Source organism: Ectobacillus polymachus (assembly GCF_048159605.1).
In the GTDB taxonomy this organism is placed as follows: domain Bacteria; phylum Bacillota; class Bacilli; order Bacillales; family Bacillaceae_G; genus Ectobacillus; species Ectobacillus polymachus.
Window position 1 is genome coordinate 1,348,593 of sequence record NZ_JBLREB010000001.1, and the last position, 25,397, is coordinate 1,373,989.

Annotated in this window: 22 protein-coding genes and 1 other annotated feature; of the genes, 1 reads left to right on the forward strand and 21 read right to left on the reverse strand. The window is 38.8% G+C overall.

The genetic code is table 11. The features are described 5' to 3' along the window. Positions 1–95: 95 nt before the first annotated feature. The 5 genes from rpoZ to ACM5BR_RS06880 all read right to left on the reverse strand — a co-directional run bounded on the left by rpoZ (position 96) and on the right by ACM5BR_RS06880 (position 4,975). Complete coding sequence (gene rpoZ, locus ACM5BR_RS06860) at positions 96–308, reverse strand: DNA-directed RNA polymerase subunit omega (protein ID WP_416826907.1); 213 nt, start codon at positions 306–308, stop codon at positions 96–98. 3 nt (positions 309–311) lie between these two features. After that, positions 312–929, reverse strand: coding sequence for a guanylate kinase (gene gmk / locus ACM5BR_RS06865; protein WP_416826908.1), 618 nt, complete (start codon positions 927–929; stop codon positions 312–314). 13 nt (positions 930–942) lie between these two features. Continuing rightward, positions 943–1,218: an extracellular matrix/biofilm regulator RemA gene (remA, locus tag ACM5BR_RS06870; protein ID WP_416827860.1), complete on the reverse strand. Its 276-nt coding sequence runs from the start codon at positions 1,216–1,218 to the stop codon at positions 943–945. A gap of 64 nt (positions 1,219–1,282) precedes the next feature. Further along, the gene (locus tag ACM5BR_RS06875; RefSeq protein ID WP_416827861.1) at positions 1,283–2,158 is read right to left on the reverse strand and encodes a YicC/YloC family endoribonuclease; all 876 of its coding nucleotides are present in this window, start codon (positions 2,156–2,158) and stop codon (positions 1,283–1,285) included. A 99-nt stretch (positions 2,159–2,257) separates the two neighbouring features. After that, positions 2,258–4,975, reverse strand: a complete 2,718-nt coding sequence (locus ACM5BR_RS06880; protein ID WP_416826909.1) for a cation-translocating P-type ATPase — start codon at positions 4,973–4,975, stop codon at positions 2,258–2,260. A gap of 104 nt (positions 4,976–5,079) precedes the next feature. Here ACM5BR_RS06880 and ACM5BR_RS06885 point away from each other — a divergent pair, with 104 nt between their 5' ends. Then, positions 5,080–6,789 (forward strand): Rqc2 family fibronectin-binding protein, encoded by a 1,710-nt coding sequence (locus ACM5BR_RS06885; protein ID WP_416826910.1) that lies wholly within the window; start codon positions 5,080–5,082, stop codon positions 6,787–6,789. Positions 6,790–7,108: 319 nt separating this feature from the next. Here ACM5BR_RS06885 and pyrE read toward each other — a convergent pair whose 3' ends face one another. The 16 genes from pyrE to ACM5BR_RS06965 all read right to left on the reverse strand — a co-directional run bounded on the left by pyrE (position 7,109) and on the right by ACM5BR_RS06965 (position 25,394). After that, a complete protein-coding gene (pyrE, locus tag ACM5BR_RS06890) occupies positions 7,109–7,744 on the reverse strand; it encodes an orotate phosphoribosyltransferase (RefSeq protein ID WP_416826911.1) in 636 nt (211 codons plus the stop codon). Positions 7,745–7,753: 9 nt separating this feature from the next. Further along, positions 7,754–8,452, reverse strand: coding sequence for an orotidine-5'-phosphate decarboxylase (gene pyrF, locus ACM5BR_RS06895; RefSeq protein WP_416826912.1), 699 nt, complete (start codon positions 8,450–8,452; stop codon positions 7,754–7,756). A 1-nt stretch (position 8,453) separates the two neighbouring features. Next, complete coding sequence (locus ACM5BR_RS06900) at positions 8,454–9,365, reverse strand: dihydroorotate dehydrogenase (RefSeq protein WP_416826913.1); 912 nt, start codon at positions 9,363–9,365, stop codon at positions 8,454–8,456. Next, complete coding sequence (locus ACM5BR_RS06905; protein ID WP_416826915.1) at positions 9,362–10,135, reverse strand: dihydroorotate dehydrogenase electron transfer subunit; 774 nt, start codon at positions 10,133–10,135, stop codon at positions 9,362–9,364. The genes ACM5BR_RS06900 and ACM5BR_RS06905 overlap by 4 nt, the downstream gene beginning before the upstream one ends. Further along, positions 10,132–13,350 carry a carbamoyl-phosphate synthase large subunit gene (gene carB / locus ACM5BR_RS06910; protein WP_416826916.1) on the reverse strand — a complete coding sequence of 1,073 codons (3,219 nt, stop codon included), beginning with the start codon at positions 13,348–13,350 and terminating at the stop codon, positions 10,132–10,134. The genes ACM5BR_RS06905 and carB overlap by 4 nt, the downstream gene beginning before the upstream one ends. Then, entirely contained in the window at positions 13,335–14,432 is a 1,098-nt protein-coding gene (locus tag ACM5BR_RS06915) for a carbamoyl phosphate synthase small subunit (protein ID WP_416826917.1), read from the reverse strand. Before ACM5BR_RS06915 ends, carB begins: the two co-directional genes overlap by 16 nt. Next, a complete protein-coding gene (locus ACM5BR_RS06920) occupies positions 14,429–15,715 on the reverse strand; it encodes a dihydroorotase (protein ID WP_416826918.1) in 1,287 nt (428 codons plus the stop codon). The genes ACM5BR_RS06915 and ACM5BR_RS06920 overlap by 4 nt, the downstream gene beginning before the upstream one ends. Further along, positions 15,699–16,613, reverse strand: a complete 915-nt coding sequence (locus ACM5BR_RS06925) for an aspartate carbamoyltransferase catalytic subunit (RefSeq protein WP_416826919.1) — start codon at positions 16,611–16,613, stop codon at positions 15,699–15,701. Before ACM5BR_RS06925 ends, ACM5BR_RS06920 begins: the two co-directional genes overlap by 17 nt. A 168-nt stretch (positions 16,614–16,781) precedes the next feature. Next, positions 16,782–18,029: a solute carrier family 23 protein gene (locus ACM5BR_RS06930; RefSeq protein WP_416826920.1), complete on the reverse strand. Its 1,248-nt coding sequence runs from the start codon at positions 18,027–18,029 to the stop codon at positions 16,782–16,784. Positions 18,030–18,180: 151 nt separating this feature from the next. After that, on the reverse strand, positions 18,181–18,732 hold the full coding sequence (gene pyrR / locus ACM5BR_RS06935) for a bifunctional pyr operon transcriptional regulator/uracil phosphoribosyltransferase PyrR (protein ID WP_416826921.1): 552 nt from the start codon (positions 18,730–18,732) through the stop codon (positions 18,181–18,183). Between the two features lie 184 nt (positions 18,733–18,916). Then, a complete protein-coding gene (locus tag ACM5BR_RS06940; RefSeq protein WP_416826922.1) occupies positions 18,917–19,831 on the reverse strand; it encodes an RluA family pseudouridine synthase in 915 nt (304 codons plus the stop codon). 5 nt (positions 19,832–19,836) lie between these two features. Then, entirely contained in the window at positions 19,837–20,295 is a 459-nt protein-coding gene (gene lspA / locus ACM5BR_RS06945; RefSeq protein ID WP_416826923.1) for a signal peptidase II, read from the reverse strand. Positions 20,296–20,462: 167 nt separating this feature from the next. Next, entirely contained in the window at positions 20,463–20,783 is a 321-nt protein-coding gene (locus tag ACM5BR_RS06950; protein ID WP_416826924.1) for a TraR/DksA family transcriptional regulator, read from the reverse strand. A 174-nt stretch (positions 20,784–20,957) separates the two neighbouring features. Further along, positions 20,958–23,723 carry an isoleucine--tRNA ligase gene (gene ileS, locus ACM5BR_RS06955; RefSeq protein WP_416826925.1) on the reverse strand — a complete coding sequence of 922 codons (2,766 nt, stop codon included), beginning with the start codon at positions 23,721–23,723 and terminating at the stop codon, positions 20,958–20,960. 49 nt (positions 23,724–23,772) lie between these two features. Next, positions 23,773–23,986: a binding site (T-box leader), on the reverse strand. 50 nt (positions 23,987–24,036) lie between these two features. After that, positions 24,037–24,540 carry a DivIVA domain-containing protein gene (locus tag ACM5BR_RS06960; RefSeq protein ID WP_416826926.1) on the reverse strand — a complete coding sequence of 168 codons (504 nt, stop codon included), beginning with the start codon at positions 24,538–24,540 and terminating at the stop codon, positions 24,037–24,039. A gap of 80 nt (positions 24,541–24,620) precedes the next feature. Beyond that, positions 24,621–25,394, reverse strand: coding sequence for a YlmH family RNA-binding protein (locus tag ACM5BR_RS06965; protein WP_416826927.1), 774 nt, complete (start codon positions 25,392–25,394; stop codon positions 24,621–24,623). Positions 25,395–25,397: the final 3 nt, after the last annotated feature.

A 25,397-nucleotide genomic window follows, 5' to 3' on the forward strand; every position in this document is an offset into this window, starting at 1 on the left:
CGCAAATGCAAAGATGACCTTTGCTAACCCATAAGTAAGACGATAAAACCCCTACTTATGAAAAGTTTCACTTTATCATAAACAATAATATGACCTTATTTTGGACTCTTCTCGCCATAAGGTACGAAATTTAAAATTTTGGCTTCAATTTCTTCTAATGCCTTGCCTACATACTTGTCAGATACAGGATTTTCAACAAGACAATCATTTTTCTCTTGCATTTCACGAGCACGCTTTGATGCAACCGTAACAAGGGTATATTTGCTGTCAATTTTTTGTAATAATGAGTCAATAGATGGATAAAGCATTAATTAATCAACCTCCGTCATTTGTTTGTAATATTTTGCAATTCTCTCGCGGCGACAATGCTCACTCATAACAATTGCCTTAATTCGTTCACAAGCTAGTTCTACTTCGTCATTCTCAACGACATAATCATAAGCATCCATCATGTCAATTTCCTCTTTTGCCACCGTCATACGATTTCGAATTACATCTTCTGTTTCTGTTCCGCGTGACACGATACGATTTTTTAATTCAGATAAGCTTGGAGGAGCCAAGAAGATAAATACACCATCAGGAAATGCCTTCTTTACCTGCATTGCGCCCTGTACTTCTATTTCTAGGAACACATCTTTTCCTTCTTGTAATGTCTTTTCCACATATTCAATTGGCGTTCCGTAATAATTATCCACGAACTCTGCCCATTCTAACAAACCATTGTTAGCAATCATATCTTCAAATTCTTCTCTCGTTTTGAAGAAGTAGTCTATACCATTTACTTCCCCTTCACGAGGGTTTCTCGTTGTCGCCGACACAGAGTAATGCAATTGAATATCCTGATGTCCGAACAAAGCTTTACGAACTGTCCCTTTTCCTACCCCTGAAGGCCCAGATAGTACAATCAGAAATCCTCTTCCTCTTTTCATATGTATAGAAACCCTACCCTTCGTCACTAATCTCTTCTTTGTCATCCTTGTTGTTAGTATTTAACCTTTGAGCGATTGTTTCCGGCTGAATGGGGCTTAATACAATATGCCCGTCATCCATTATGATAACGGCTCTTGTTTTCCGACCGTACGTTGCATCTAGTAGTATGTTCTGCTCCCGTCCTTCTTGTATAAGACGCTTAATGGGAGCTGATTCCGGACTGACAATCGCAATGATACGATGTGCGGACACGATATTTCCGTATCCAATATTCAAAAATCGCAACATGGTCATACCCTGTGCCTCCTAGTAAGTCTAACCCTATTCCTCAGCTACTAAACTGTAATGACAGCTATTCAATATTTTGTACCTGTTCGCGGATTTTTTCAAGATTATTTTTCATTTCTACTACATATTTTGAAACAGTCCCATCATTTGCTTTGGAACCAATGGTATTCATTTCTCGGTGCATTTCTTGAACGATAAAGTCAAGTTTACGACCAATCGAGTCCTCACTTTCTAATGTTTCACGAAATTGCCCAATATGACTTTGCAATCTTACGAGTTCTTCATGAATATCACAGCGATCTGCAAATAGAGTAATTTCCGTTAGAAGACGTTGATCATCCATTTCAACTCTCCCTAGTTCCTTTAATTTTGCTTCCAATCGTTCACGATATTTTTGAACAATAACAGATGTAAGAGGAGCAATACTATGTACACAATGTTCAATAATCTCAAGGCGCTTTAGCAAGTCATCTTTTAGTTGCGTCCCCTCTTTATCCCGCATACCTTTCATCTGACTCACAGCAGAGGTAACCGCCTTATACAAGCTTTCTTCAAACTCTTTATCTATTTTTTCGGCTTCTTCAATAGCAGTCACTTCTGGCATTGCTAAAAGCTGCTGAATCGTAACCGAAGTTGGCAAATTAAATTTTTCGCCTGCTAGATGCATCATTTCCTTATATTGTTCTAACAATTTCCAATCTACCCGGAGCTTTCTTTCTAATAGTCCTTCTCCTTCAACAGAAATGGAAACTTCAACCCGGCCACGACGTACGTTTGAAGCAATAAGCTTCCTTACTCTTTCTTCAAATATCATCAAATGTCTTGGCAAACGTACAGTGGTTTCTAAGAAGCGGTGATTAACCGATTTCATTTCTACAGTAATACTAAAAGCATTTTGTTGTACCTTTGCCCGTCCAAATCCTGTCATACTTGAAATCATCTTATTCACATCCAAATAATGATATCTCTTAACGAAAAAGGTAATAGAGATTGTTCCTCTACTACCAACTTAAATAATAACATATTTACGATGTCTTGACTATTTATAGTGAACCTCTCTTTTCATAAATATTGGTCTTTTTTTCATCTTTTGTTTCGTAAATAAAGAACCTACTAATAAAAATGTTGGAATCGCGGATAAAGCACATATTAGTAACCAATCCCGAGCTTTAATTGGAAGTGTATTAAAAATAGGTTGAAGAGGTGGATAATAAATCACTATAAGCATAACAATTACGGAAATAATAACTGCCCCTACTACATATAAATTGCCAAATGGATTACGGTGAAAGATAGAGTGTTCACTCCGGCAATCAAAAACAAGGATAAGCTGTGATAAAACTAGCGTGGCAAACGCAACCGTTTGTGCGTATAATAAATCATTTGGATTTTGATTGTACATAATAATAAATGAAAGAAGCGTTACAAATCCAATTAAAAAACCTCTGCTAATAACTTTCCATCCTAACCCTCGTGAAAACACGCCTTCTTTCGGGTGTCTAGGCCTTCTTTTCATTACATCCTCTTCTGGTGCATCTAGACCTAATGCCATGGCAGGAAGACCATCTGTAACTAGGTTTACGAGCAGGATTTGAATGGGAACTAGAGGGAGGGGAAGAGCTAACATCATTGCAAATAACATAACCAGAATTTCTCCTACATTGGAAGCAAGTAAATATCGAATAAACTTACGAATATTTTCATATATATTGCGTCCTTCCTCAATGGCATCCTTGATGGTAGCAAAGTTATCATCAAGCAAAATAAGTGAGGAAGCTTCCTTCGCAACATCTGTTCCAGAAATCCCCATTGCAATTCCGATATCTGAGGCTTTAATCGCAGGAGCATCGTTTACACCATCACCAGTCATCGCAACAATATGATTTCTATTTTGCAATGCTCTTACAATTTTCAACTTATGCTCTGGTGATACCCGTGCAAAAACGCAGGTTTTTTCTACTATTTCATCTAGTTCATCTACCGTCAGGCGCGACAATTCTTCTCCTCCTACTACTTTTCCATCACCCTGTAATATATCAAGCTCCTTTGCAATCGCCATGGCTGTCATCTTATGATCCCCAGTAATCATGATTGTTCGAATTCCAGCTTCCTTGCATTGCTGTACAGCTAATTTTACTTCTGGACGCGGGGGATCAATCATCCCTTGCAAACCTATAAAAATCAATTTATTTTCTGCGTCTTTTTCATGTTCAATCATTTCACCCTGTCCAAGCGGCTTATAGGCAATCGCTATCGTTCGTAACGCTTGACTGCCAAGCATTGCTATCGCGCCCTCTACTTCCTTTTTGTGAATAGGCATCGATTGCAATTGATTCTTCCATAGTATATTAGTACTTATCTGTAATAAAACATCCGGAGCACCTTTTGTTACAACAAATCGATTCCTATTTTTATCCCTTACGATCACAGTCATCATTTTCCTCGTTGAATCAAAGGGGAATTCCTTTTCTATAACATAGTGTGTTTGAAGTACTTCCCGTGTATAACCTGCCTTCATAGCAGCAGCAAGTAACGCTCCTTCTGTCGGATCACCATCTAGCACATATTCCTTCTTTTTTTTCACGATATTTGCATTGTTACACAGTGCCCCAAATAACAACAACTGCTGTAAAGACTTCACATTAGATGGTACGATTCTTATTTCCTTTTGCAAGAATTCTCCAATTGGATTGTATCCCTTTCCTGTTACTTGTGACATCTCTCCACCATACCAAAGATGGGTTACCATCATTTTATTTTGTGTCATCGTTCCTGTTTTATCAGAACAAATGACAGATGCACAGCCAAGCGTTTCAACTGCAGGTAACTTCCGTACAATCGAATTTTTCTTAATCATTCTTTGTACACCTAATGAAAGGACGACTGTTACGATAGCAGGTAACCCTTCTGGAATGGCCGCGACCGCTAAAGATACTCCTGCAAGAAACATATGATACACATTATTACCTTGATACACCCCCATAAAAACAACAATGGCTGTTAATACTAAAGCTACTATAATTAATATTTTCCCAAGCTGTTCAAGTCGTCGTTGAAGAGGTGTTTCATTTTCTTCAGCGCTTTGCAGTAAATTGGCAATTTGCCCCATAGCTGTGTTCATTCCTGTATTTACTACTACCCCCATGCCCGATCCTCTTGTTACCATCGTACCCATAAATGCCATATTCTTTTGATCACCTAACGCGGTATGACTGCTTTGAATTACTTCAACCTTTTTTTGAACGGGAACTGATTCCCCTGTTAAGGTAGACTCTTCAATATATAAATTAGTCGCTTCTACAATTCGAACATCCGCTCCAATTCGGTCGCCGCTTGTAAATTTAATAACATCTCCACTAACAAGCCCTTTAGAAGGTATTTTCAACCATTTTCCATTTCTTATTACTGTCACTTGCGGCGCTGCTAATTCCTTTAAGGCTTCTAGCGATTTCTCTGCCTTTCGCTCTTGAAGAAAGCCAAGTACTCCATTTATGAAGACAATTGCAACAATAGCAATTGCATCAACAAGTTCCCCTAGTAATGCCGAAATAATCGTAGCACCTAGCAAAACGAGAACCATGAAATCTTTGAACTGTGCAAAAAATACACTCCATACTGATGGCTGCTTTGCCTGCCGCAGTTCATTTGATCCGAATTGTTTGTATCTGCTGTTAGCCTCTAGTTCTGTCAAACCAGTTGTAACATTCGTTTTCACAGTTTTTTCTACTTCGTGCGTACGCAGTTCATACCAATTCATATCGTCACCTCAGCCTTCTCTTCTCTATTGACAGCTTATTCAGCCTCGTCCTAAAACATGCTATAATAAAACATTAGTTGCACATGCAAGAGGAGGAAAACGACATGTCCTTTGATGGATTATTTACGAGAGCAATTGTTCATGAAATAGAGGATTCACTTATATCCGGACGGATTTCAAAAATATATCAGCCTTCCAAATATGAAATACTGCTTTACATCCGTTCAAAAAGAAAAAATTGCAAGCTGCTTCTTTCTGCACATCCAACTTATGCGAGAATGCACATTACTACCCAGGCCTACGATACACCTGCTACGCCTCCTATGTTTTGTATGCTTCTTCGCAAACATTTAGAAGGTGGAATTATCGAGGAAATTTGTCAAGACGAGTTGGAGCGTGTTGTACATATAAAAATAAGAGGCCGTAACGAAATTGGAGATGAATCGTTCAAAACATTAATCATCGAAATTATGGGGCGACATAGCAACATCATACTAGTAGATACAACCACAAATACAATTTTAGATAGTTTAAAGCACGTCTCAGCAGCTGTAAATCGTTTCCGAACTATTTATCCTGGCGGCACATACATCGCTCCACCATCGCAGCATAAACAAAACCCACTAAGCATCGAAACAAAAGAAGATTTCCTTAAGCCGCTTGATTTTTTAGCTGGAAAAATGGACAAGCAGCTTGTTGATTCCTTCTCAGGTATGTCTCCACTATTGACGAAGGAGATACTTTCTATTTCAGGATTAACAAATGAAGCAACCTTACCACCTGCTTTCTTCAAAACGATGGAAGCAATAAAGGCACATCACTACGTGCCAAATATGGTTACATGCAAAGAAAAAGAATATTTTTATATGTTACCCCTTACTCATATAAAAGGAGTCGTAAAAACATTTGCAAAATTAGGCGAACTGCTTGATCGCTTTTTCTTTAGCAAGGATGACCGAGATCGTGTAAAACAACAAGCACATGATTTAGAAAAGTTTATACAAAACGAGTTAGCAAAAAATGAAAAAAAAATAGTAAAGCTACAGACAACCTTACGAGATGCAGAAAAGGCAGATCATTATCAGCTACTTGGTGAATTGGTAACAGCAAATATATATGCAATTCAAAAAGGGGATACCGTCGCAGAAGTCATTAACTATTATGACGAGAATTCTTCCACCGTAACGATTGCACTAAATCCATTAAAAACACCTTCTGAAAATGCACAGGCCTATTTTCATAAATATCAAAAGGCGAAAAATTCAATCGCGATTGTGATGGAACAAATTGAAAAAACAAAGGAAGAAATCCTGTATTTTGATAGTTTACTTCAGCAAATGGAATCTGCTTCTCAAAAAGATATTGAAGAAATTCGCGAAGAGCTAGCAGAAGAAGGATATCTACGCAAACGACCACAAAAATCACAGAAAAAGAGTACGAATAAACCGGTGCTGGATTACTATAAATCAAATGATGGAGAAGAAATTATAGTAGGAAAAAACAATAAACAAAATGATTATTTAACACACCGATTGGCTCGGCGTGATGAGATTTGGCTTCATACGAAAGATATTCCCGGCTCACACGTCGTTATTCGTTCCATGAATCCAAGCGAACAGACTCTTTTGGAAGCCGCAACCCTTGCAGCATATTTTAGTAAAGCGAAAAATTCAAGTTCAGTTCCTGTCGATTATACGAAAATTCGCTATGTAAAAAAACCAAGCGGAGGAAAGCTTGGCTTCGTCACATACGATCATCAACAAACACTTTATGTAACGCCAGACGCAGACACTGTAATGAGATTAAAAGCATAGAAAAAGGGTGACTCACAAGAATAAATCATTCTCGCTTGAGTCACCTTTTCTAGTTTATTCCTCTTCTAAGGGAGAAAATAATACAAACGGACCGACCGCAAACATTCCTACAAATCATTTGCGCCTGGTCCGTTTTATTTTCTATTTATATCTTATTATTATGATATTTTATCACGCATTAACGGGCAGTAAGTCCCCCACATCAAGGCTTAGAGAAATCGGAGAAGGCTAAGTGGGGGATAACTGCCCGTAAATTCCCGATTGGTTCAACTAACCCTCGGTGGGGATGAAAAAAATCCCCACCGAGGGAAGTTTCACTTTATAACGCGCTCATCCAAGACTCATTGTTTGGATTAAGGCGCCATTGTTGTAATTTCACTTCATCTTCTTTGGCAATCATTCCTCTGTTCTTAGCAACCTCAATAAGAGTAGAATAATCACTTAATGAATATGAGGTAATATTTTCTGATTCCAATGCTTTTTTCCCGCTCTCAAGTTCGTACGTAAAAATGGAGACAACCCCAAGGACTTGACAGCCCGCTTCTCGAAGAGCTTGAACACATGTAATGACACTGCCGCCTGTTGAAATTAAATCCTCAATGACTACGACCTTTTGTCCGGCAACAATTTTCCCTTCAATTTGATTGCCTTTTCCGTGTTCCTTTGCTTTGCTACGCACATACACCATCGGTTTTTCCATTAAATCACTAACCCATGCTGCATGTGGAATTCCTGCTGTAGATGTCCCAGCTACTACATCTACTTCAGAAAAATGTTCTTCAATTAACTGTTGCAAGCCTCTTGCAATTTCCTTTCTTACACTCGGATAGGATAATGTAAGTCTGTTATCACAATAAATAGGAGATTTTATGCCTGAAGACCAAGTAAAAGGATCATTCGGCTGTAGAAATACTGCTCCAATTGTTAATAGTTCATTTGCAATCTGTTTTTTCATAGTTATCTATCATCCTTCCCACTGCTGTCTGACGGTTTCATAAGCTATTTTTGGATTATCGGCCTGCGTAATACTTCGACCTACTACAATAAAATCTGAACCTAATTCACGAGCAAGCTTTGGTGTTGCAACACGAACTTGATCACCTACGTCATTAGAAAGGCGAATTCCAGGTGTAACAGTAATAAAATCTGTTCCACATGTATTATGTATGCTATTCACCTCATGAACAGAGCAAACAACCCCATCCATTCCGCTAATTTGAGCATTTTTTGCGTAATGTAACACCGTTTCATCCATAGACCCGTGGATCAATAATTCTTGTTGCATTAATTGCTCTGATGTACTCGTTAATTGCGTAACGGCGATGATTTTCGGGCGCTTTCCTTCCTTTGCGCCCTCTTCGAGACCTTCAATAGCAGCTTTCATCATCAAGCTTCCACCTGCAGCATGAACATTCACCATATCTACACCTAAACTAGCTAGATTTCTCATTGCTCGTTTTACTGTATTTGGAATATCATGAAGCTTTAAATCTAAAAAAACGCTGTGTCCTTTTTCTTTTACATAATGAATAATTTCAGGACCTTCTTTATAGAAAAGTTCCATTCCAATTTTCACATAGAGCGGTTCTTGAAAAGGAGATAGAAATGCTTCTACTTCTTGTTTGCTCGGAAAATCAAGAGCGACCATGAGCGATTTTGACATGCTACTTCCAGCTCCTTCCGTGGCAATCTGAAATATGATCGTATCCAAGTTGATTTAGCAGATGTGGAAGCTCTTCAATAATAGTAGGACATACGAATGGATCGACAAAATTAGCTGTTCCAATTGCCACTGCACTTGCCCCAGCATAGAAAAATTCGATAACATCCTCTGCGGTTTCAATCCCGCCCATTCCGATTATTGGAATATTTACAGCCTGACTAACCTCATAAATCATCCGAAGAGCGACTGGTTTTATAGCTGGTCCAGATAATCCGCCTGTTGTATTTGCTAAAATCGGCTTTCCGGTTTTAATATTAATCCGCATGCCAAGTAATGTATTTATCATCGTTAATCCATCAGCCCCTGCTGCCTCAATGGCCTTTGCAATTTCTACGATGTTTGTCACATTAGGAGACAGTTTTACATACACAGGAACTTCAGAAACTTCTTTTACTTTTCTAGTTAAATCTGCAGCTATTTCTGGCACAGTACCAAATGCAATGCCCCCCGTTTTTACATTTGGGCAAGAAATATTAAGTTCAAGGGCATGAACATTTTGTACCTTTGAAATTTCTTTTGCTACCTGAACATAATCTTCCGTTTGTGAGCCAGCAACATTTGCAATGATAGGTACGTCATAAGAAGAAAGCCAAGCTAATTCCTTATTAATCACTTTCTCTAAACCCGGGTTTTGTAAGCCAATGGCATTTAACATACCTGCAGGTGTTTCGGCTACACGCGGTGTCATATTACCAAAACGTGCTTCTTCCGTGGTCGCCTTAATCATGATGGAACCAAGCACATTTAAATCATAAAGCTGTGCAAATTCACGACCAAATCCAAAGCATCCGGATGCTGGCATAACCGGATTTTTAAGTGAAAGACCTGGCAATTCTACATGCAATGGATTCATAATTCAACCTCCCCTGCTCGAAATACAGGACCATCACTACATACCTTCTTATAGGCACTTCCTGTTTCATCATGCTTCATATGGCACACACAAGCAAAGCAAGCACCAATTCCGCATCCCATTCTTTCCTCTAAAGATAGGTATAATTCACGATCACTATACTCGTTTTCAAGAGCTTGCAACATAACCGTTGGACCGCATGCAAACATCACATCGAAAGAAATCTTAGATGTGATATTTGTCACATATCCCTTTGTTCCATAAGAACCATCAACCGTTGCAACATATGTTTCACCTAACGCTTGAAACTGCCTTTCGTAAAACATAGCCTCTTTCGATGCAAAACCGAGAACATGGATCACATGAACTCCTTTAGCACGAAGCTGCTTGGATAATTCATAAAGCGGCGGTACTCCAATCCCGCCTCCTACCAAACAAGCAGTTCGACCTTTCTTCACAGCGGAAACAGGAAAGCCATGTCCAAGTGGTCCAAGAACATCAACTACATCTCCAGCCTTTTTTTGAGACAAGAGTTGTGTTCCTTGTCCTTCTGCGCGATATAGCATCGTAAACTCTTTTTTATCTTTATCTATATCGCAAATACTGATTGGGCGTCGCAGCAGAGGAGAATGTCCCTCTGCTACTTTTACATGAACAAATTGTCCTGGTTCACCCATTTCTTGCACAAGATTACCACGCAAAATCAGTTCAAAAATACGCGGTGCAATCTCTATTTGGTCTACTATAACCATTTTTTCTTTTTGAATCATGAATGAATCACCTCAGCATTCTGATGAGACGCTGTTTCTTTCATTTCGATTGCCGAAAATGTCATAGATTCCAACACTCCAAGAATCGCTTTTGTTGTATCAAGGGATGTTAGACAAGCTACTCCATTTTCAACCGATTCACGACGAATACGGAAACCATCACGTGCAGGCTGTTTACCTTTCGTTAGTGTATTAATTACAAACTGAGCTTTTCCTTGTCGGATAATATCGAGCATATTGTAGTCTTCTGCATCAATTTTATTCACAATTTGTACAGGTATATTATGCTGCATAAGCATTTTTGCAGTACCGTCTGTCGCTAAAATGTTATAGCCAATTTCATGGAACCGTTTCGCAATTTCTGTTGCTTCTTCTTTATCCTTGTCAGCTACTGTAATAATTACAGATCCGTGAGTTGGAATATGAATACCAGATGCAACTAAACCTTTATACAATGCCTTTTCAAGTGTTAAATCCTTACCCATTACTTCTCCTGTTGATTTCATTTCTGGTCCGAGCGTTGTGTCTACAGAACGTAATTTCGCAAATGAAAAGACTGGCGCTTTGACAAACACTTGATTCTTTTCAGGATGATAACCTGTCGGATAACCAAGCTCTGCTAATGATTTTCCTAAAATTACTTTTGTAGCAATATTAGCCATTGGGACATTTGTTATTTTGCTTAAGAAAGGTACAGTTCGACTTGATCTTGGATTCACTTCGATCACATAAACTTCATTTTGAAAAACAACAAACTGAATATTAAGTAAACCAATGATATTAAGTCCTTTTGCCAAGGAAATAGTATGTTGGATAATTTTATCTTTTATTGCTGACGATATACTTTGCGGTGGATATACACCAATGGAATCTCCTGAGTGAACCCCAGCACGTTCAATATGTTCCATAATTCCTGGTATATATACATCTTTTCCATCTGAGATTCCGTCCACTTCTATTTCTTTTCCGACCATGTAACGGTCAATTAAAACTGGATGCTCGGCATGAACCTTTACTGCATTTGTCATGTAGTGCAATAGTTCTTCCTTGTGATACACAATCTCCATCGCACGTCCACCAAGCACATACGAAGGACGAACAAGAACAGGATACCCGATATTTTCTGCAATCGTAACAGCCTCTTCAACAGCTGTTGCTGTTTTTCCTAGTGGCTGAGGAATACCAAGTTCTCGTAATGTCGCTTCAAATTTGTCGCGGTCTTCAGCACGGTCTAAGTCTTCTAATGAAGTTCCTAGAATTTTCACACCACGTTCTTGAAGCTTGGATGCTAAATTAATAGCCGTTTGACCACCAAACTGCACAATAACCCCTTCAGGTTTTTCTAAATCGATAACATGCATTACATCTTCGATTGTTAGAGGTTCAAAGTATAGCTTATCAGAGATACTAAAATCTGTTGAAACCGTTTCAGGATTATTATTTATAATAATAGCTTCATAGCCTGCTTCTTTAATTGCCCATACGGAGTGAACAGTCGCATAGTCAAATTCAATTCCTTGCCCAATCCGAATTGGTCCACTACCTAGTACAATGACACTCTTACGTTCGCTTTTAACAGATTCATTTTCTTCTTCATACGTGCTGTAAAAGTATGGTGTGGATGATTCAAACTCCGCTGCACATGTGTCAACCATCTTATAGACAGGAACTATGCTTTCTTTCTTTCGCATTTCACACAATTCATATTCACTTTTATTCCAGATAGAAGCGATATAGTGATCACTAAAGCCTAATTTTTTAGCAGCTTCCAGAATCGTAACGTCATCTATATGATTTTTTACCTTACGCTCCATCGCAATAATATTTTCTATTTTTTGCAAGAAGAAATAATCGATTTCACTCCACTCGTGAATTTCTTCCTTTGTCACACCTTGACGGATTGCTTCTGCGATGATAAATACACGTTCATCATCTGCTTTTTCAATACGTCTTCTTATTGTGTCTTTATCCAAATGCTTAAGATGCTCCATTTCTAAATGATAGACACCTAGTTCTAGGGAGCGAACAGCTTTAAGCAGAGATTCCTCTACATTACGACCGATTGCCATAACTTCGCCGGTTGCTTTCATTTGTGTTCCTAGTAGTCGGTTTGCTGATTCGAATTTATCAAATGGCCAGCGTGGAATTTTTGTTACAACATAATCAAGCGAAGGCTCGAAACAAGCAAAGGTTGTTTTCGTAACAGGGTTTATAATCTCATCTAGCGTTAATCCAACGGCGATTTTCGCTGCAAGCTTTGCTATCGGATACCCCGTTGCCTTTGACGCAAGTGCTGATGAGCGACTTACACGTGGATTTACTTCAATTACATAATATTGAAAGCTATATGGATCAAGGGCAAGCTGGACATTACATCCGCCTTCAATTCCTAGTTTACGAATAATTTTTAGTGACGTATTACGCAGCATTTGATATTCACGGTCACTTAACGTTTGGCTTGGTGCTACAACAATAGAATCTCCAGTATGAACACCAACAGGGTCAAAGTTTTCCATGTTACATACTACAATGGCATTATTATTACTATCGCGCATTACTTCGTATTCGATTTCTTTCATACCAGCGATACTTTTTTCAAGTAAACATTGTGATACAGGACTATGCTTTAATCCACTCAAAACGATTTCTACAAGTTCTTCCTTATTACTACAAATTCCGCCGCCAGTACCTCCTAATGTAAACGCTGGACGTACAATAACCGGATAACCAATTTTACTTACAAATTGCTCTGCTTCTTCTAACGTGTGAATAATCGTACTTTCAGGAATAGGCTCATTTAATTCTTGCATCAAATTCTTAAATAATTCACGATCCTCTGCTTGTTGAATTGCAGAAAGCTTCGTTCCTAATATTTCAACTCCGCATTCCTCAAGTACACCTGATTCTGCTAATTGAACTGCCATATTTAAAGCAGTTTGACCTCCCAATGTAGGCAAAATAGCATCAGGTCTTTCCTTTCGAATGATTCGGCTTACAAACGGAAGTGTAAGAGGTTCAATATATACTTTATCAGCTGTGGCTGTATCCGTCATAATCGTTGCGGGATTCGAATTGACGAGAATCACCTTGTAGCCTTCTTCTTTTAAAGATTGACATGCTTGTGTTCCAGAATAATCAAATTCTGCTGCTTGCCCAATTACAATTGGACCTGATCCAATAACTAATATGGTGTTAATGTCTAGGCGTTTTGGCATAGTGTTTCTCCTTCCTTCTTCCCGTTCTTAATCATAGCAAGAAATTGATCAAACAGATTGTTTGCGTCCTCTGGTCCTGGTGAGGCCTCTGGATGATACTGTACCGTAAAGGCTGGAGCCGATGTATGACGTACTCCTTCTACCGTTCCATCATTCAATGCTAAGTGTGTAATTTCTAGTGGAATATCCTTAATCGATTCCTTTTCAACGGTATAGCCATGATTTTGTGAAGTAATGCTTACTTGATCCGTTGCTAAATTTTTTACAGGATGATTGGCACCGTGATGACCAAATTTCATCTTCACAGTATTCGCACCACAAGCAAGTGAAAATAATTGATGTCCAAGACAAATACCAAAAACCGGAACCTTTCCAATAATATCTCGTATCATTTCAATCGCTTCTGGAACGTCCTTCGGATCTCCAGGTCCATTGCTGAGCATGATACCATCCGGATGCAATCGTAATATTTCCTCGCTCGAAGTATCGTACGGTACCACAATTACATCACAGTTCCGATTATTCAGTTCACGAAGAATTCCGTGCTTCATACCAAAGTCAACAAGAACAACACGGTACCCACGTCCAGGACTTGGATACGGGTCTTTCGTTGAAACACGCTTTACATGGTCAGTAAATACAGTCGCTTTCAGTTTATTCACTGTATAAGGAATATCCACTTCCATATCGCAAAGACGTCCCTTTAATGTTCCATGTTCACGTAGTATTTTCGTTAGCTTTCTTGTATCAATACCTGATAATCCTGGGATATTTCGTTCCCGCAAGTATTGATCAACCGTTTTTTCACTTCGGAAGTTAGATGGATATTCACATAATTCCTTTACAATCAGTCCATTAATAAATGGATTGATTGATTCAAAATCGTCTCTGCTAATTCCATAGTTACCGATAAGAGGATAGGTGAGTGTCACGATTTGATTACAATAAGACGGATCAGACAATATTTCTTGGTATCCAGTCATTCCAGTATGAAAGACTACCTCTCCTGATTTTTCAATATCACCGCCAAACGCTTCGCCTACAAATACAGTTCCATCTTCTAATATGAGCTGTCTTTTCATGCAAATACACTCTCCTTTCGCCATACTATGTTACCATCTACAAGCGTCATTACTGGCCAGCCTTTACATTTCCACCCAGCAAAAGGAGTATTCTTTCCTTTTGACACAAATGTATTTGGATCTATTTCATACTCATTCTCTAAATCAATTATTGTAATATCCGCTGCCTTTCCAACTTCCATACGTCCTGCATCTAATTTAAACGTATCTGCAGGTTTTTCTGTCATAAGCTGTACCAATTTATGCAATGACCATATTTCAGTTTGAACAAAATGAGTATACAAAAGAGGAAACGCAGTTTCTAAACCGACAATCCCAAATGGTGCCAATTTCATTCCTTTTGCTTTCTCATCTGCAGCATGCGGAGCATGATCTGTAGCGATCATATCAATTGTTCCATCCAGTAAGCCCTCGATTAATGCAGCACGATCTGCCACACCTCGAAGTGGTGGATTCATTTTATAATTTGGATCAAGGGAAGGAATATCTTCTTCGCATAACAGTAGATGATGCGGCGATACTTCTGCTGTCACACGAATTCCAGCTGCCTTTGCATCACGAACTACTCGCACTGACTCTTTCGTACTAATATGGCAAACGTGGTAATGACATCCAGCTGCCTCTGCTAGTAATACATCACGAGCAATTTGAACAGATTCACATACAGAAGGGATTCCATTTAAATTATGTTGTTTTGAAAAAACACCTTCGTGCACACAGCCTTTATGAATAAGGGAATTATCTTCACAATGAGCTACAATTGCCATATCTACTTCAGCTGCTTTTTTCATTGCTTGTAACATTTGATCAGCAGATTGCACACCTACTCCATCATCTGTGAAGGCAAATGCACCAAGCTCCTTCAGGGCCTCAAAATCAGTAAGCTGTTCTCCTGTTTGTCGAACCGTAATCGATGCATAAGGAAGCACATGAACATGTGCTGTTTCCGTTATCCGTTCTTGTAACGCCGACATATGTTCTTCACTGTCAGGTACTGGCTTCGTATTTGGCATAGCACAAATGGTTGTAAAGCCACCTTTTGCGGCTGCAAGGCTACCTGTTGCGATCGTTTCTTTATGTTCACCGCCCGGCTCACGTAAGTGAACATGAACATCAATAAATCCCGGCGTGATTAATTTGCCTGTTGCATCTATAATCTGTGCGTCGTCTATTGTTAGATTTGTTCCTATTTCTGCAATCACTCCATCACGGACGAACACATCTCCAATTATAACTTTTCCTTCTTTATTCAAATATGATCCGTTTTTAAACAAGTACTTCATTCTCTATCCCTCCACATACACTTGGCAACGCCCGTTTTAATACCGCCATTCGAACATAAACTCCATTTTGCATTTGTGTAAAAATGCGAGAACGATCGCATTCAACAAGCTCACTAGCGATTTCTACCCCTCGGTTTACAGGAGCTGGATGCATAATAATACTTCCTGGTTTCATACGTTTTTCTCTATCTACTGTAAGCCCGAAATTTTCATGGTAATGACTCATCAGGTTCTTTGCAACGTGATCATGACGTTCATGTTGCACACGTAAAAGCATGAGCACATCTACTTCCGGTATTAAATGATCCAAGTTTTCATAGGAACCAAAAGTATTTAATTCGTCCTTCCACTCATTTGGGCTTACAAAATATACTATTGCCCCCAGCTTAGTTAGAGCCTCAGCATCAGATCTTGCTACGCGACTATGACGAATATCTCCCACAATCGCTACTTTCAATCCTTTCCAAGTCTTAAATTCCTGATTAATCGTCAGTAAATCAAGTAAGCATTGCGTTGGATGATTGCCACATCCATCCCCTGCATTTATGATTGGAACTTTTATTTTATCCTGTATCTCTTCATAGTATCGATCCTTTGGATGACGGATCACAAATGCACTTGCTCCAATTGACTGTAAAGTTCGAAGAGTATCATACAACGTTTCTCCCTTTTGAACGCTAGAGAATTGTGCTGAGAAATTTAGAACGTCTAGCCCCAATCTCTTTTGGGCAACTTCAAAGCTAGTACTTGTTCTTGTGCTAGGCTCAAAAAACAAATTTGCTACAAATGTTTGTTCCTTCACCTTGGACATATGACCATTTTTGAAATTTTCGGCATCTTTTAGAATTTCAGAAATTTCACGTTCTGTTAAGTCACTCATGGTTAGCAAATGGTTCATTTAAATCCCTCATCTCTTCATTTTTTATCATAACATCTTCGAATATTTATAACAATATATGAATAAAAATACCCTAGCCTATTTTCGACTAGGGTATAAAATCAACTTGATTGTTACACCCTTTTCAGTCTCACGGATTATAATAAAAGGTGACTATTGTTTACTAAATTATAGTTTTTTAGGGAGAATCGCATTTAAGATAACCCCTACAATGGCTGCAAACGCCATTCCTTCAAGTTGGAACGAACCGATTTTTAAAACAGCTCCTCCAATACCAAGGACAAGGATGACAGATGAAATCATTAGGTTACGTTTATTTCCAAAATCAATCTTTTCATCTACCATCATACGAAGACCACTTGATGCTATAACCCCGAACAAGAGGATACTTACTCCCCCCATAACAGGAGTTGGGATACTGCTGATCAGCGCTGAAATTTTGCCAATGAATCCAAATACGATTGCCATGATGGCAGCTCCGACGAATACATATATGCTGTAAGCTCGCGTAATCGCAAGTACACCAATATTTTCTCCATACGTTACACTTGGTGGTCCTCCAAGAATGGATGCTAGGATTGTTGCCAATCCGTCTCCAAATAAGGAGCGATGTAATCCTGGGTTTTCAAATAAGTCACGTTCAATAATGCTACCTAAAACAACTTGGTGACCGATATGCTCTGATATTGTAACTACCGCAATTGGAATCATAAGAAGTGCGATTTGCCAAGTAAAGGTTGGAACATATGATACGAATGGAATTGTAAAGTCCGGAATAGAAAACCACTTGGCTGCATAGACAGGCTGTAGGTTTACAATTCCTTGGAAATAAGCGAATATGTATCCGCCGATAATACCGAGTAGTACAGGTATAACTCCTAAAAATCCTCTTGCAAACATAGAGAACAGAATCGTGATTGCGAGTGTGACAAGTCCTACAGAAAAATTCGTTACACTATATTTTCCATCTGCCGTATTCATTGCCATTCCTACTGCAGTATGTGCTAAGCTCAATCCGATTACCATAATAACTGGTCCTACTACAATAGGAGGAAGTAATTTTATAATCCAATCTGATCCAGATTTTTTAATAATAATTGCTACAACTGCATAAACAAGACCTGCTAGAAAGCTTCCTACCATTGCAGCACCAGGACCGCCTGCTGCTTTCGCAGCAATAATAGGAGCAATAAACGCGAAGGATGAGCCAAGATAGGATGGCATTTGCCCTTTTGTTACAAGTAGAAAGGTCAGTGTACCAACCCCACTCGTAACGAGTGCAACCGCTGGTGATAGCCCTGTTAAAAATGGAACAAGAACTGTGGAACCAAACATTGCAAATAAATGCTGAATGCTGAGAAAGAGCCACTTTCCAGGGCTTGGAACGTCATGGATGTCTAATACTGGTTTTTGCATGAATTTTCTCCTCCTGCGTGAAATGCGAGTATATATAATGTATTTAATTTGCTATAATAAAAAAACTCTTTGTGCAACTTGCACAAAGAGTCATACTGCACCTACAATTCGTAGGAAAGCACGACCCTTTGGCAGTCTCACAGGACTACATTTAAAAGGGCATTCTATCGTAAATACTTACTTTTTCAACTTCATCAACTTCCGAAAGTCCAACTTCAATTCTTTCAATTCTCGATGTCGGAATGTTCTTTCCAATATAATCAGCTCGAATAGGAAGCTCACGATGACCACGATCTACTAAAACGGCAAGTTGGATTTGAGACGGCCGTCCAATATCCATGATTGCATCCATCGCTGATCTCACCGTTCGTCCTGTAAATAGCACATCATCTACCAGAATAACTTTCTTATCTGTAATCGAGACGGGAATATCAGATCCTTTTACCAAGGGCTCTTTATCTTTTGATTGGATGGTTAAATCATCACGATACATTGTAATATCAATTTCACCAACCGGTATGGATGTTCCCTCAATTTGCAAAATACGCTCGGCTAATCTTTTCGCTATAAAGATTCCGCGTGTTCTGATGCCGACGAGTACACATTGATCCACACCTTTGTTACGCTCTACAATTTCATGACTAATGCGTGTGAGCGCTCTACGAATCATTTGCTCATCCAGTACAATTGCCTTTTCTTTCATTCGTTCACCTCCGATGTAAGCTTCATGTGAAAGAGAGGATATAAAAAAGCCTTCCCACTATGTGAGAAGGCGTGAATAGAGATATAAACATCCTATCCATTCATCCGTTTCCTTCTCAACCTCACAGGGCTAATTTAAAGGACTTATTTAACTGTTACAAGTATGCCATTTTTATAGTCAAATGTCAAGATAATTTTCGAACATCCTCTAGTACATGTACAAAATCTTCTGGCAGCGGTGCTTCAAATTCTAAATATTCACCGGTTCTTGGATGTACAAATCCTAATACACCTGCATGAAGAGCTTGTCCATCAATAGGCAAGGTTTTCTTTGGCCCATATTTTGGATCACCAGCTAATGGATAGCCAATATACTTCATGTGAACACGTATTTGATGAGTTCGTCCTGTTTCCAGTTTACATTCAACAAATGTATAATTTTGAAAACGCTCAAGCACACGAAAATGTGTTACTGCATGCTTACCATTTTCGACGACTGTCATACTTTGACGATCATTTTTATCCCGTCCGATTGGTGCGTCAATCGTACCGGTGTCATGTTCAATAACACCATGAACAATAGCTTTATAACGTCTTGTTACCGTTTTTGCTACAAGCTGATTAACAAGAGATTCATGAGCCATATCGTTCTTTGCTATCATTAAAAGTCCAGATGTATCTTTATCAATACGATGAACGATACCTGGTCTCATAACCCCATTAATTCCAGACAAATCTTTACAATGATATAAAACTCCGTTCACTAGTGTTCCGGTCGCATGTCCATTTGCAGGGTGAACAACCATTCCACGAGGCTTGTTAACAACAATAACGTCTGAGTCTTCATAGTAAATATCTAAATCCATCGGTTCAGGAACAACGTCTAGCGGCTCTGGATCAGGAACATCTATAGCAATGGTGTCGCCTACTTTTACTTTATAGTTTCCCTTTACTGGTAAACTATTCACAATAACAATACCTTCTTTAATCCATTGCTGCACTTGAGAACGTGACCATTCTTCACCTACAGCTGCTAGCACCTTATCAATGCGTTCATTTTGCTGCTCTTGTGCTATTGTTAATTCTATTCTTTCTGCCATTTATCTTACTCCTTCGCTTTCTTCCCTTCCATCAGCGTCTGTATAAACAGAAGGGCTACGCCAATACAAAGTGAGGAATCCGCCACATTAAACACTGGAAAATTATACGAAAAAATATACGTATGGATAAAGTCAACCACTTCTTTTCGAAATACTCGATCAATAAAATTCCCTAAGGCTCCGCCTAAAATAAGCCCGAGTGCAATACCGAGAAGCTTATCCTGTTTTCCGTATTTTCTCAGGTAATATACAATTGCAATTACAATCACGACCGTAATCGTATAAAAAAACCACATTCGATCTTGCAGCATTCCCCATGCTGCCCCTTTATTTCGATGGGATGTTATGTATAACACGTTTTGAATGATTGGAATACTTTCCCCGTATTGCATATACGTAACAATAAGCCATTTTGTAAATTGATCTACCAAAATGACCGCTAAAGCAATGCCATAATACATCATATTTTTTCCCCCACATTGACAGTGTACCTCAAAATTTTAGCATAGCTAGGGCAATTTCACAATGAACGATAGGATGAAATCCTACAAAACAAAAGTAAAAGTGCAACGAATGAAGGAAACACCGTTTCGTTACACCTATAAAATACAAATTGTAGGACATACAACTATCATATATGCAATCGTTGGAATGAAAATTCATAAATACTACGTGCAGTCGGTAAAATACAAAGTTGCTCAAGTGAAAGTCTATTCCCTGTCTCCTCGCAAATTCCATACAAGCCGATGTCCATTTTAAAAAGGGCACGCTCGATATCAGCTAAATCAGCTTGAACGTTATGAAGAACCATTTTCTTCTTTCGTACTTCTTCTGTTTGTGTAACACCAAATTCCTCTCCCCACTCATAGCGATATTCACAATCTAACCTAGCCTTTAACTCATTTCTCATGAATTCGAGTTCACGTTTAATATCATGATAAGTAGTATTCACGCTAAACTCCCTCCATCAGGCTTTTGCTTTATGCCGTTAGTATTTCCGAAACTGATTTACATACGAGCCACACATTTTTCCTTTTCAGGAAGCACCAAACAAAAAAAAAAAAAAAAAAAAAAAAAATCCCAAGACCTTTCATAGGCCCTGGGATATGATAAAAGAAATCTTCTATTATTTTACATAATGTTCAGTAACTACAGAAGCACAACGTTCACATAACGTTGGATGCTCGTGATTATGTCCAACAGTTGAACTAACAACCCAGCATCGTTCGCATGTTTCACCTTCTGCCTGTTTTACAACGACTGCTGTATGTTCTAATCGCTGTGCAGAAGCAGGAGCATCCTCAATTGTTCCATCCACACGGAACTCAGAAACGATAAATAACTGTTTCAAGTCTTCTTTGATAGATCCTAGCAAGCTTTGCATTTCCTTCGTTGGATACAATGTTATGCTAGCATTTAATGATTTACCGATCACTTTTTCATTACGTGCCGTTTCCAACGCTTTTAATACATCGTTACGAAGAAGCATAAATGCATCCCATTTTTCCAATAGCTTTTCACTATTTTCAATAGCAATTGGCTCTGGCATATTCGTAAGCTGCACACTTTCCTCCGTTACACCAGAAATGTAAGTCCAAACTTCATCAGCTGTATGAGATAAAATAGGAGATACAAGCTTAGTAAGAGCTACAAGCACTTTATATAATACCGTTTGAATAGCACGTCGATCATGATGATCAGCGGACTCAATATACAAGATATCCTTTGCAAAATCTAAATAGAAGGAGCTTAAATCAATCGTACAGAAATTGTGTACGGAATGGAAAATCGTTGCAAATTCATAGTTTTCATAGGCTTCCTTCGTTCCGTTAATTAGCACATTTAACTTTGCGAGCATGTAGCAGTCTACTTCACGTAATTGCTCTGTAGGTACTTCATTTGCTACCGGATCAAAGTCAAACAAATTACCTAATAGGAAACGGAATGTGTTTCTAATTTTACGATAAACCTCGGCCACTTGTTTTAAAATATCATCGGAGATACGAACATCTGCTTGATAATCAACGGAAGCTACCCAAAGTCGAAGAATATCCGCACCTAGTTGATCCATGATTTTTTTAGGAGCTACAATATTACCAACTGATTTACTCATCTTGCGTCCTTCACCATCTAAAACAAACCCATGGCTTAACACGCCTTTATACGGTGCCTTGCCTGTAACAGCTACTGCTGTAGATAAAGAAGAGTTAAACCAACCACGATATTGATCAGATCCTTCTAAATACAAATCAGCCGGGCGTTGTAAGTCCTCACGTTCTAATAACACAGCTTGATGCGATGAACCAGAATCAAACCAAACGTCCATAATATCCGTTTCCTTCTTGAAGATGCCATTTGGACTTAATGGATGAGTGAAGCCTTCTGGAAGTAAGTCTTTCGCTTCACGTTCAAACCATACGTTTGACCCGTTCTCGCGGAATAATTTTGAAACATGTTGAATCGTTTCATCCGTAATAATTGGATCTCCATTTTCAGCATAAAAAACAGGAATTGGAACACCCCATGCACGTTGACGAGAAATACACCAGTCGCCGCGATCACGGACCATGTTAAATAGTCGTGTTTCTCCCCATGTTGGTACCCACTTTGTTTCTTGAACTGCTTGCAATAAATCCTCACGGAACGCCGCAATAGAAGCAAACCACTGTGCCGTAGCACGGAAAATAATTGGTTTTTTTGTTCTCCAGTCATGTGGATAGGAGTGGGTAAAGAATTGCAGTTTCAACAATGCACCGACTTCTTCTAACTTTTCCGTAATGACTTTGTTTGCTTTGTCGTAGAATAATCCTTCAAATCCTGGTGCTTCCGCTGTTAAATACCCTTTATCATCAACTGGGCATAAGACATCTAATCCATATTTTTGTCCTACAATAAAGTCATCTTCTCCGTGTCCAGGTGCTGTATGAACGCATCCTGTACCAGCATCAGTTGTTACATGTTCTCCTACCATAACAAGTGAATCTCGATCATAGAATGGATGTTTTGCAACAACGTATTCGAGGTCACTACCCTTTACCGTTTTTGTAATTTCCGTTTCTTCCCATGCAAGAGTTTTCGTTACTTCTTCTAAGAGTGCAGATGCAACAATATATTTCGCATCGTTCACCTTTACAACACTATATTCTAAATCAGGATGTACCGAAATCCCTAGGTTAGCAGGAATAGTCCATGGGGTTGTCGTCCAAATAATAAATTGTTCATCCCCATTTAAGACACCTTTTCCATCTTTCACATGAAATGCAACATAGATAGACGGTGATTTTTTATCTTTGTATTCGATTTCTGCTTCAGCTAATGCTGATTCGCTTGTAGGGGACCAATATACCGGCTTTAGTCCTTTGTAAATATATCCTTTTTTCGCCATTTCCCCAAATACAAGAATTTGCTGAGCTTCATATTCAGGTTTAAGTGTGATATATGGATTATACCAATCCCCGCGCACACCTAGACGCATAAATTGTTCTCGTTGACGATCGACTTGCTCATACGCATATTCTGCACAAAGCTTACGAAATTCTGCAACTGTCATTTCCTTGCGCTTTACTCCTTTATTCGTAAGCGCTTGTTCAATTGGTAGACCGTGTGTATCCCATCCAGGTACGTAAGGAGCAGAGTACCCGTTCATGGATTTATATCGAACAATAAAGTCCTTTAACACCTTATTTAACGCATGACCCATGTGGATATCGCCATTTGCATAAGGAGGTCCATCATGCAATACGAATAGTGGTCTACCTTTCGTATGCTCCTGCACCTTTTTATACATATCCATTTCAGTCCACTGCTTTTGAATAGCAGGCTCACGCTTTGGCAAGTTGCCACGCATAGGAAAATCAGTTTTTGGCATTAACAGTGTATCTTTGTACTCCATTTTTAGTCCTCCTTTATTTTGACAAAAACAAAAAGACCCACTCATCCCAAAAAGGGACGAGAAGGTCTCCCGCGGTACCACCCTTGTAGATCACGAAAGCAATCCACTCAAAATTCGTAACGTGAACAAAACGCCATTACCTACTAAAGATTCAGTATGGAACTCCAGGGTGATATTCCTTCTTTTCAAATATTTCGAGCTTCCACTAACCTCGATTCGCTGTATAAAGAAAAAGAAGTACTCGTCCCTATCCTTGTTTTTATCGAAAGTATTTTGTTATAGAATTATATGTAATTCCGAGGGAAACGTCAAGTTACATTGAATCTCCTTGCTTAACTAAACCAGATTCTTGTTCTAATTCCATCAGGTTATCCCAATCATCATTATTTAACATATCCAGCTGTGCTTCAAGAAGCATACGGAATCTTGTCCGAAATACCTTTGATTGTTTCTTCAACTCATCAATATCAAACGTAACTTTGCGAGCTTTTACTAACGCTTCATTAATGATACGATCTGCATTTTTTTCAGATTCACGAATAATCAATTTCGCTTCTTTTTGAGCATTTCTCTTCACATCTTCAGCAGCTTCTTGCGCAATGACAATTGATTTATTTAAAGTATCTTCAATACTAGAAAAATGTCCAAGCTTCTGCTGCAATTCTTCAACATGTTCTTCTAACTTTTTCTTCTCACGAATCACAAGCTCATAATCTTTAATTACTTGATCAAGAAACTCATTTACTTGATCTTCATCATATCCGCGAAAACCACGGCTAAATTCCTTATTATGAATATCCAATGGTGTTAAGGGCACAAACGCCACCTCCACGTAGTTATATAGAATTGCACTCTAAATCTTCGACAAACTTAGGACTTTTCCTTCCTAAATATGTATTAATTTCGTAAACCAAAGATAATTCTCCACTTATCTCGTTTCGATTTCCCTTCAATTCCAATTAATTTACTTCTACCATAGCCTCTTGCAGAAATAACGTCGCCTTCCCGGCATTCAAAGGATGGTTGCTGGGTAACTTTCCAATTTACTTTGACAGATCCGCTTTTTATAAGCAGTTGTAATTTTTGACGTGATACGTGAAACATTTCTGCAGCAAGTACATCTAGTCGCAGCGTTGATACTGTGCCCGACTTCTCCGCCCATGCATCTTTGACCAAAATCAAATCACTTGGAAAAATAGAAGATACAGAAACACTTGCTTTGCCAATCATTTGCAAATTACTTTGGATATAAGAGGCAACTTCTTCGGCCACAACGATGTGAATTTGATTATCCTGTAATAAGATGTCTCCAAATTTTTCACGTTTTAATCCTAGTGACATAAGAGTTCCTAACACCTGTCTATGCTCAATCGTATAATATTTAGATGCATATGTAATCGAGAGAATATGTAAAGAAAAATCATCTTCTTCAGGTGTTAGATAGGAAGGACAAATAATGGCACGTTTTCGTTCCACATCGCTCGCGCCGCCATAGAAGTTTACAGCAACCTCCGAATCATTACCAACCACACTACGAATAATGTTCTGTTCCCTCGGATCGAGAAAGTCTGTCAATTTTGAATTATGATAGAATTCAGCCGCTTCCTTCCATTCCAGTACTTTATCAACAAATATAGCTTCTTCTGGACGGAAGTGTTCGTAAATACTCATCTT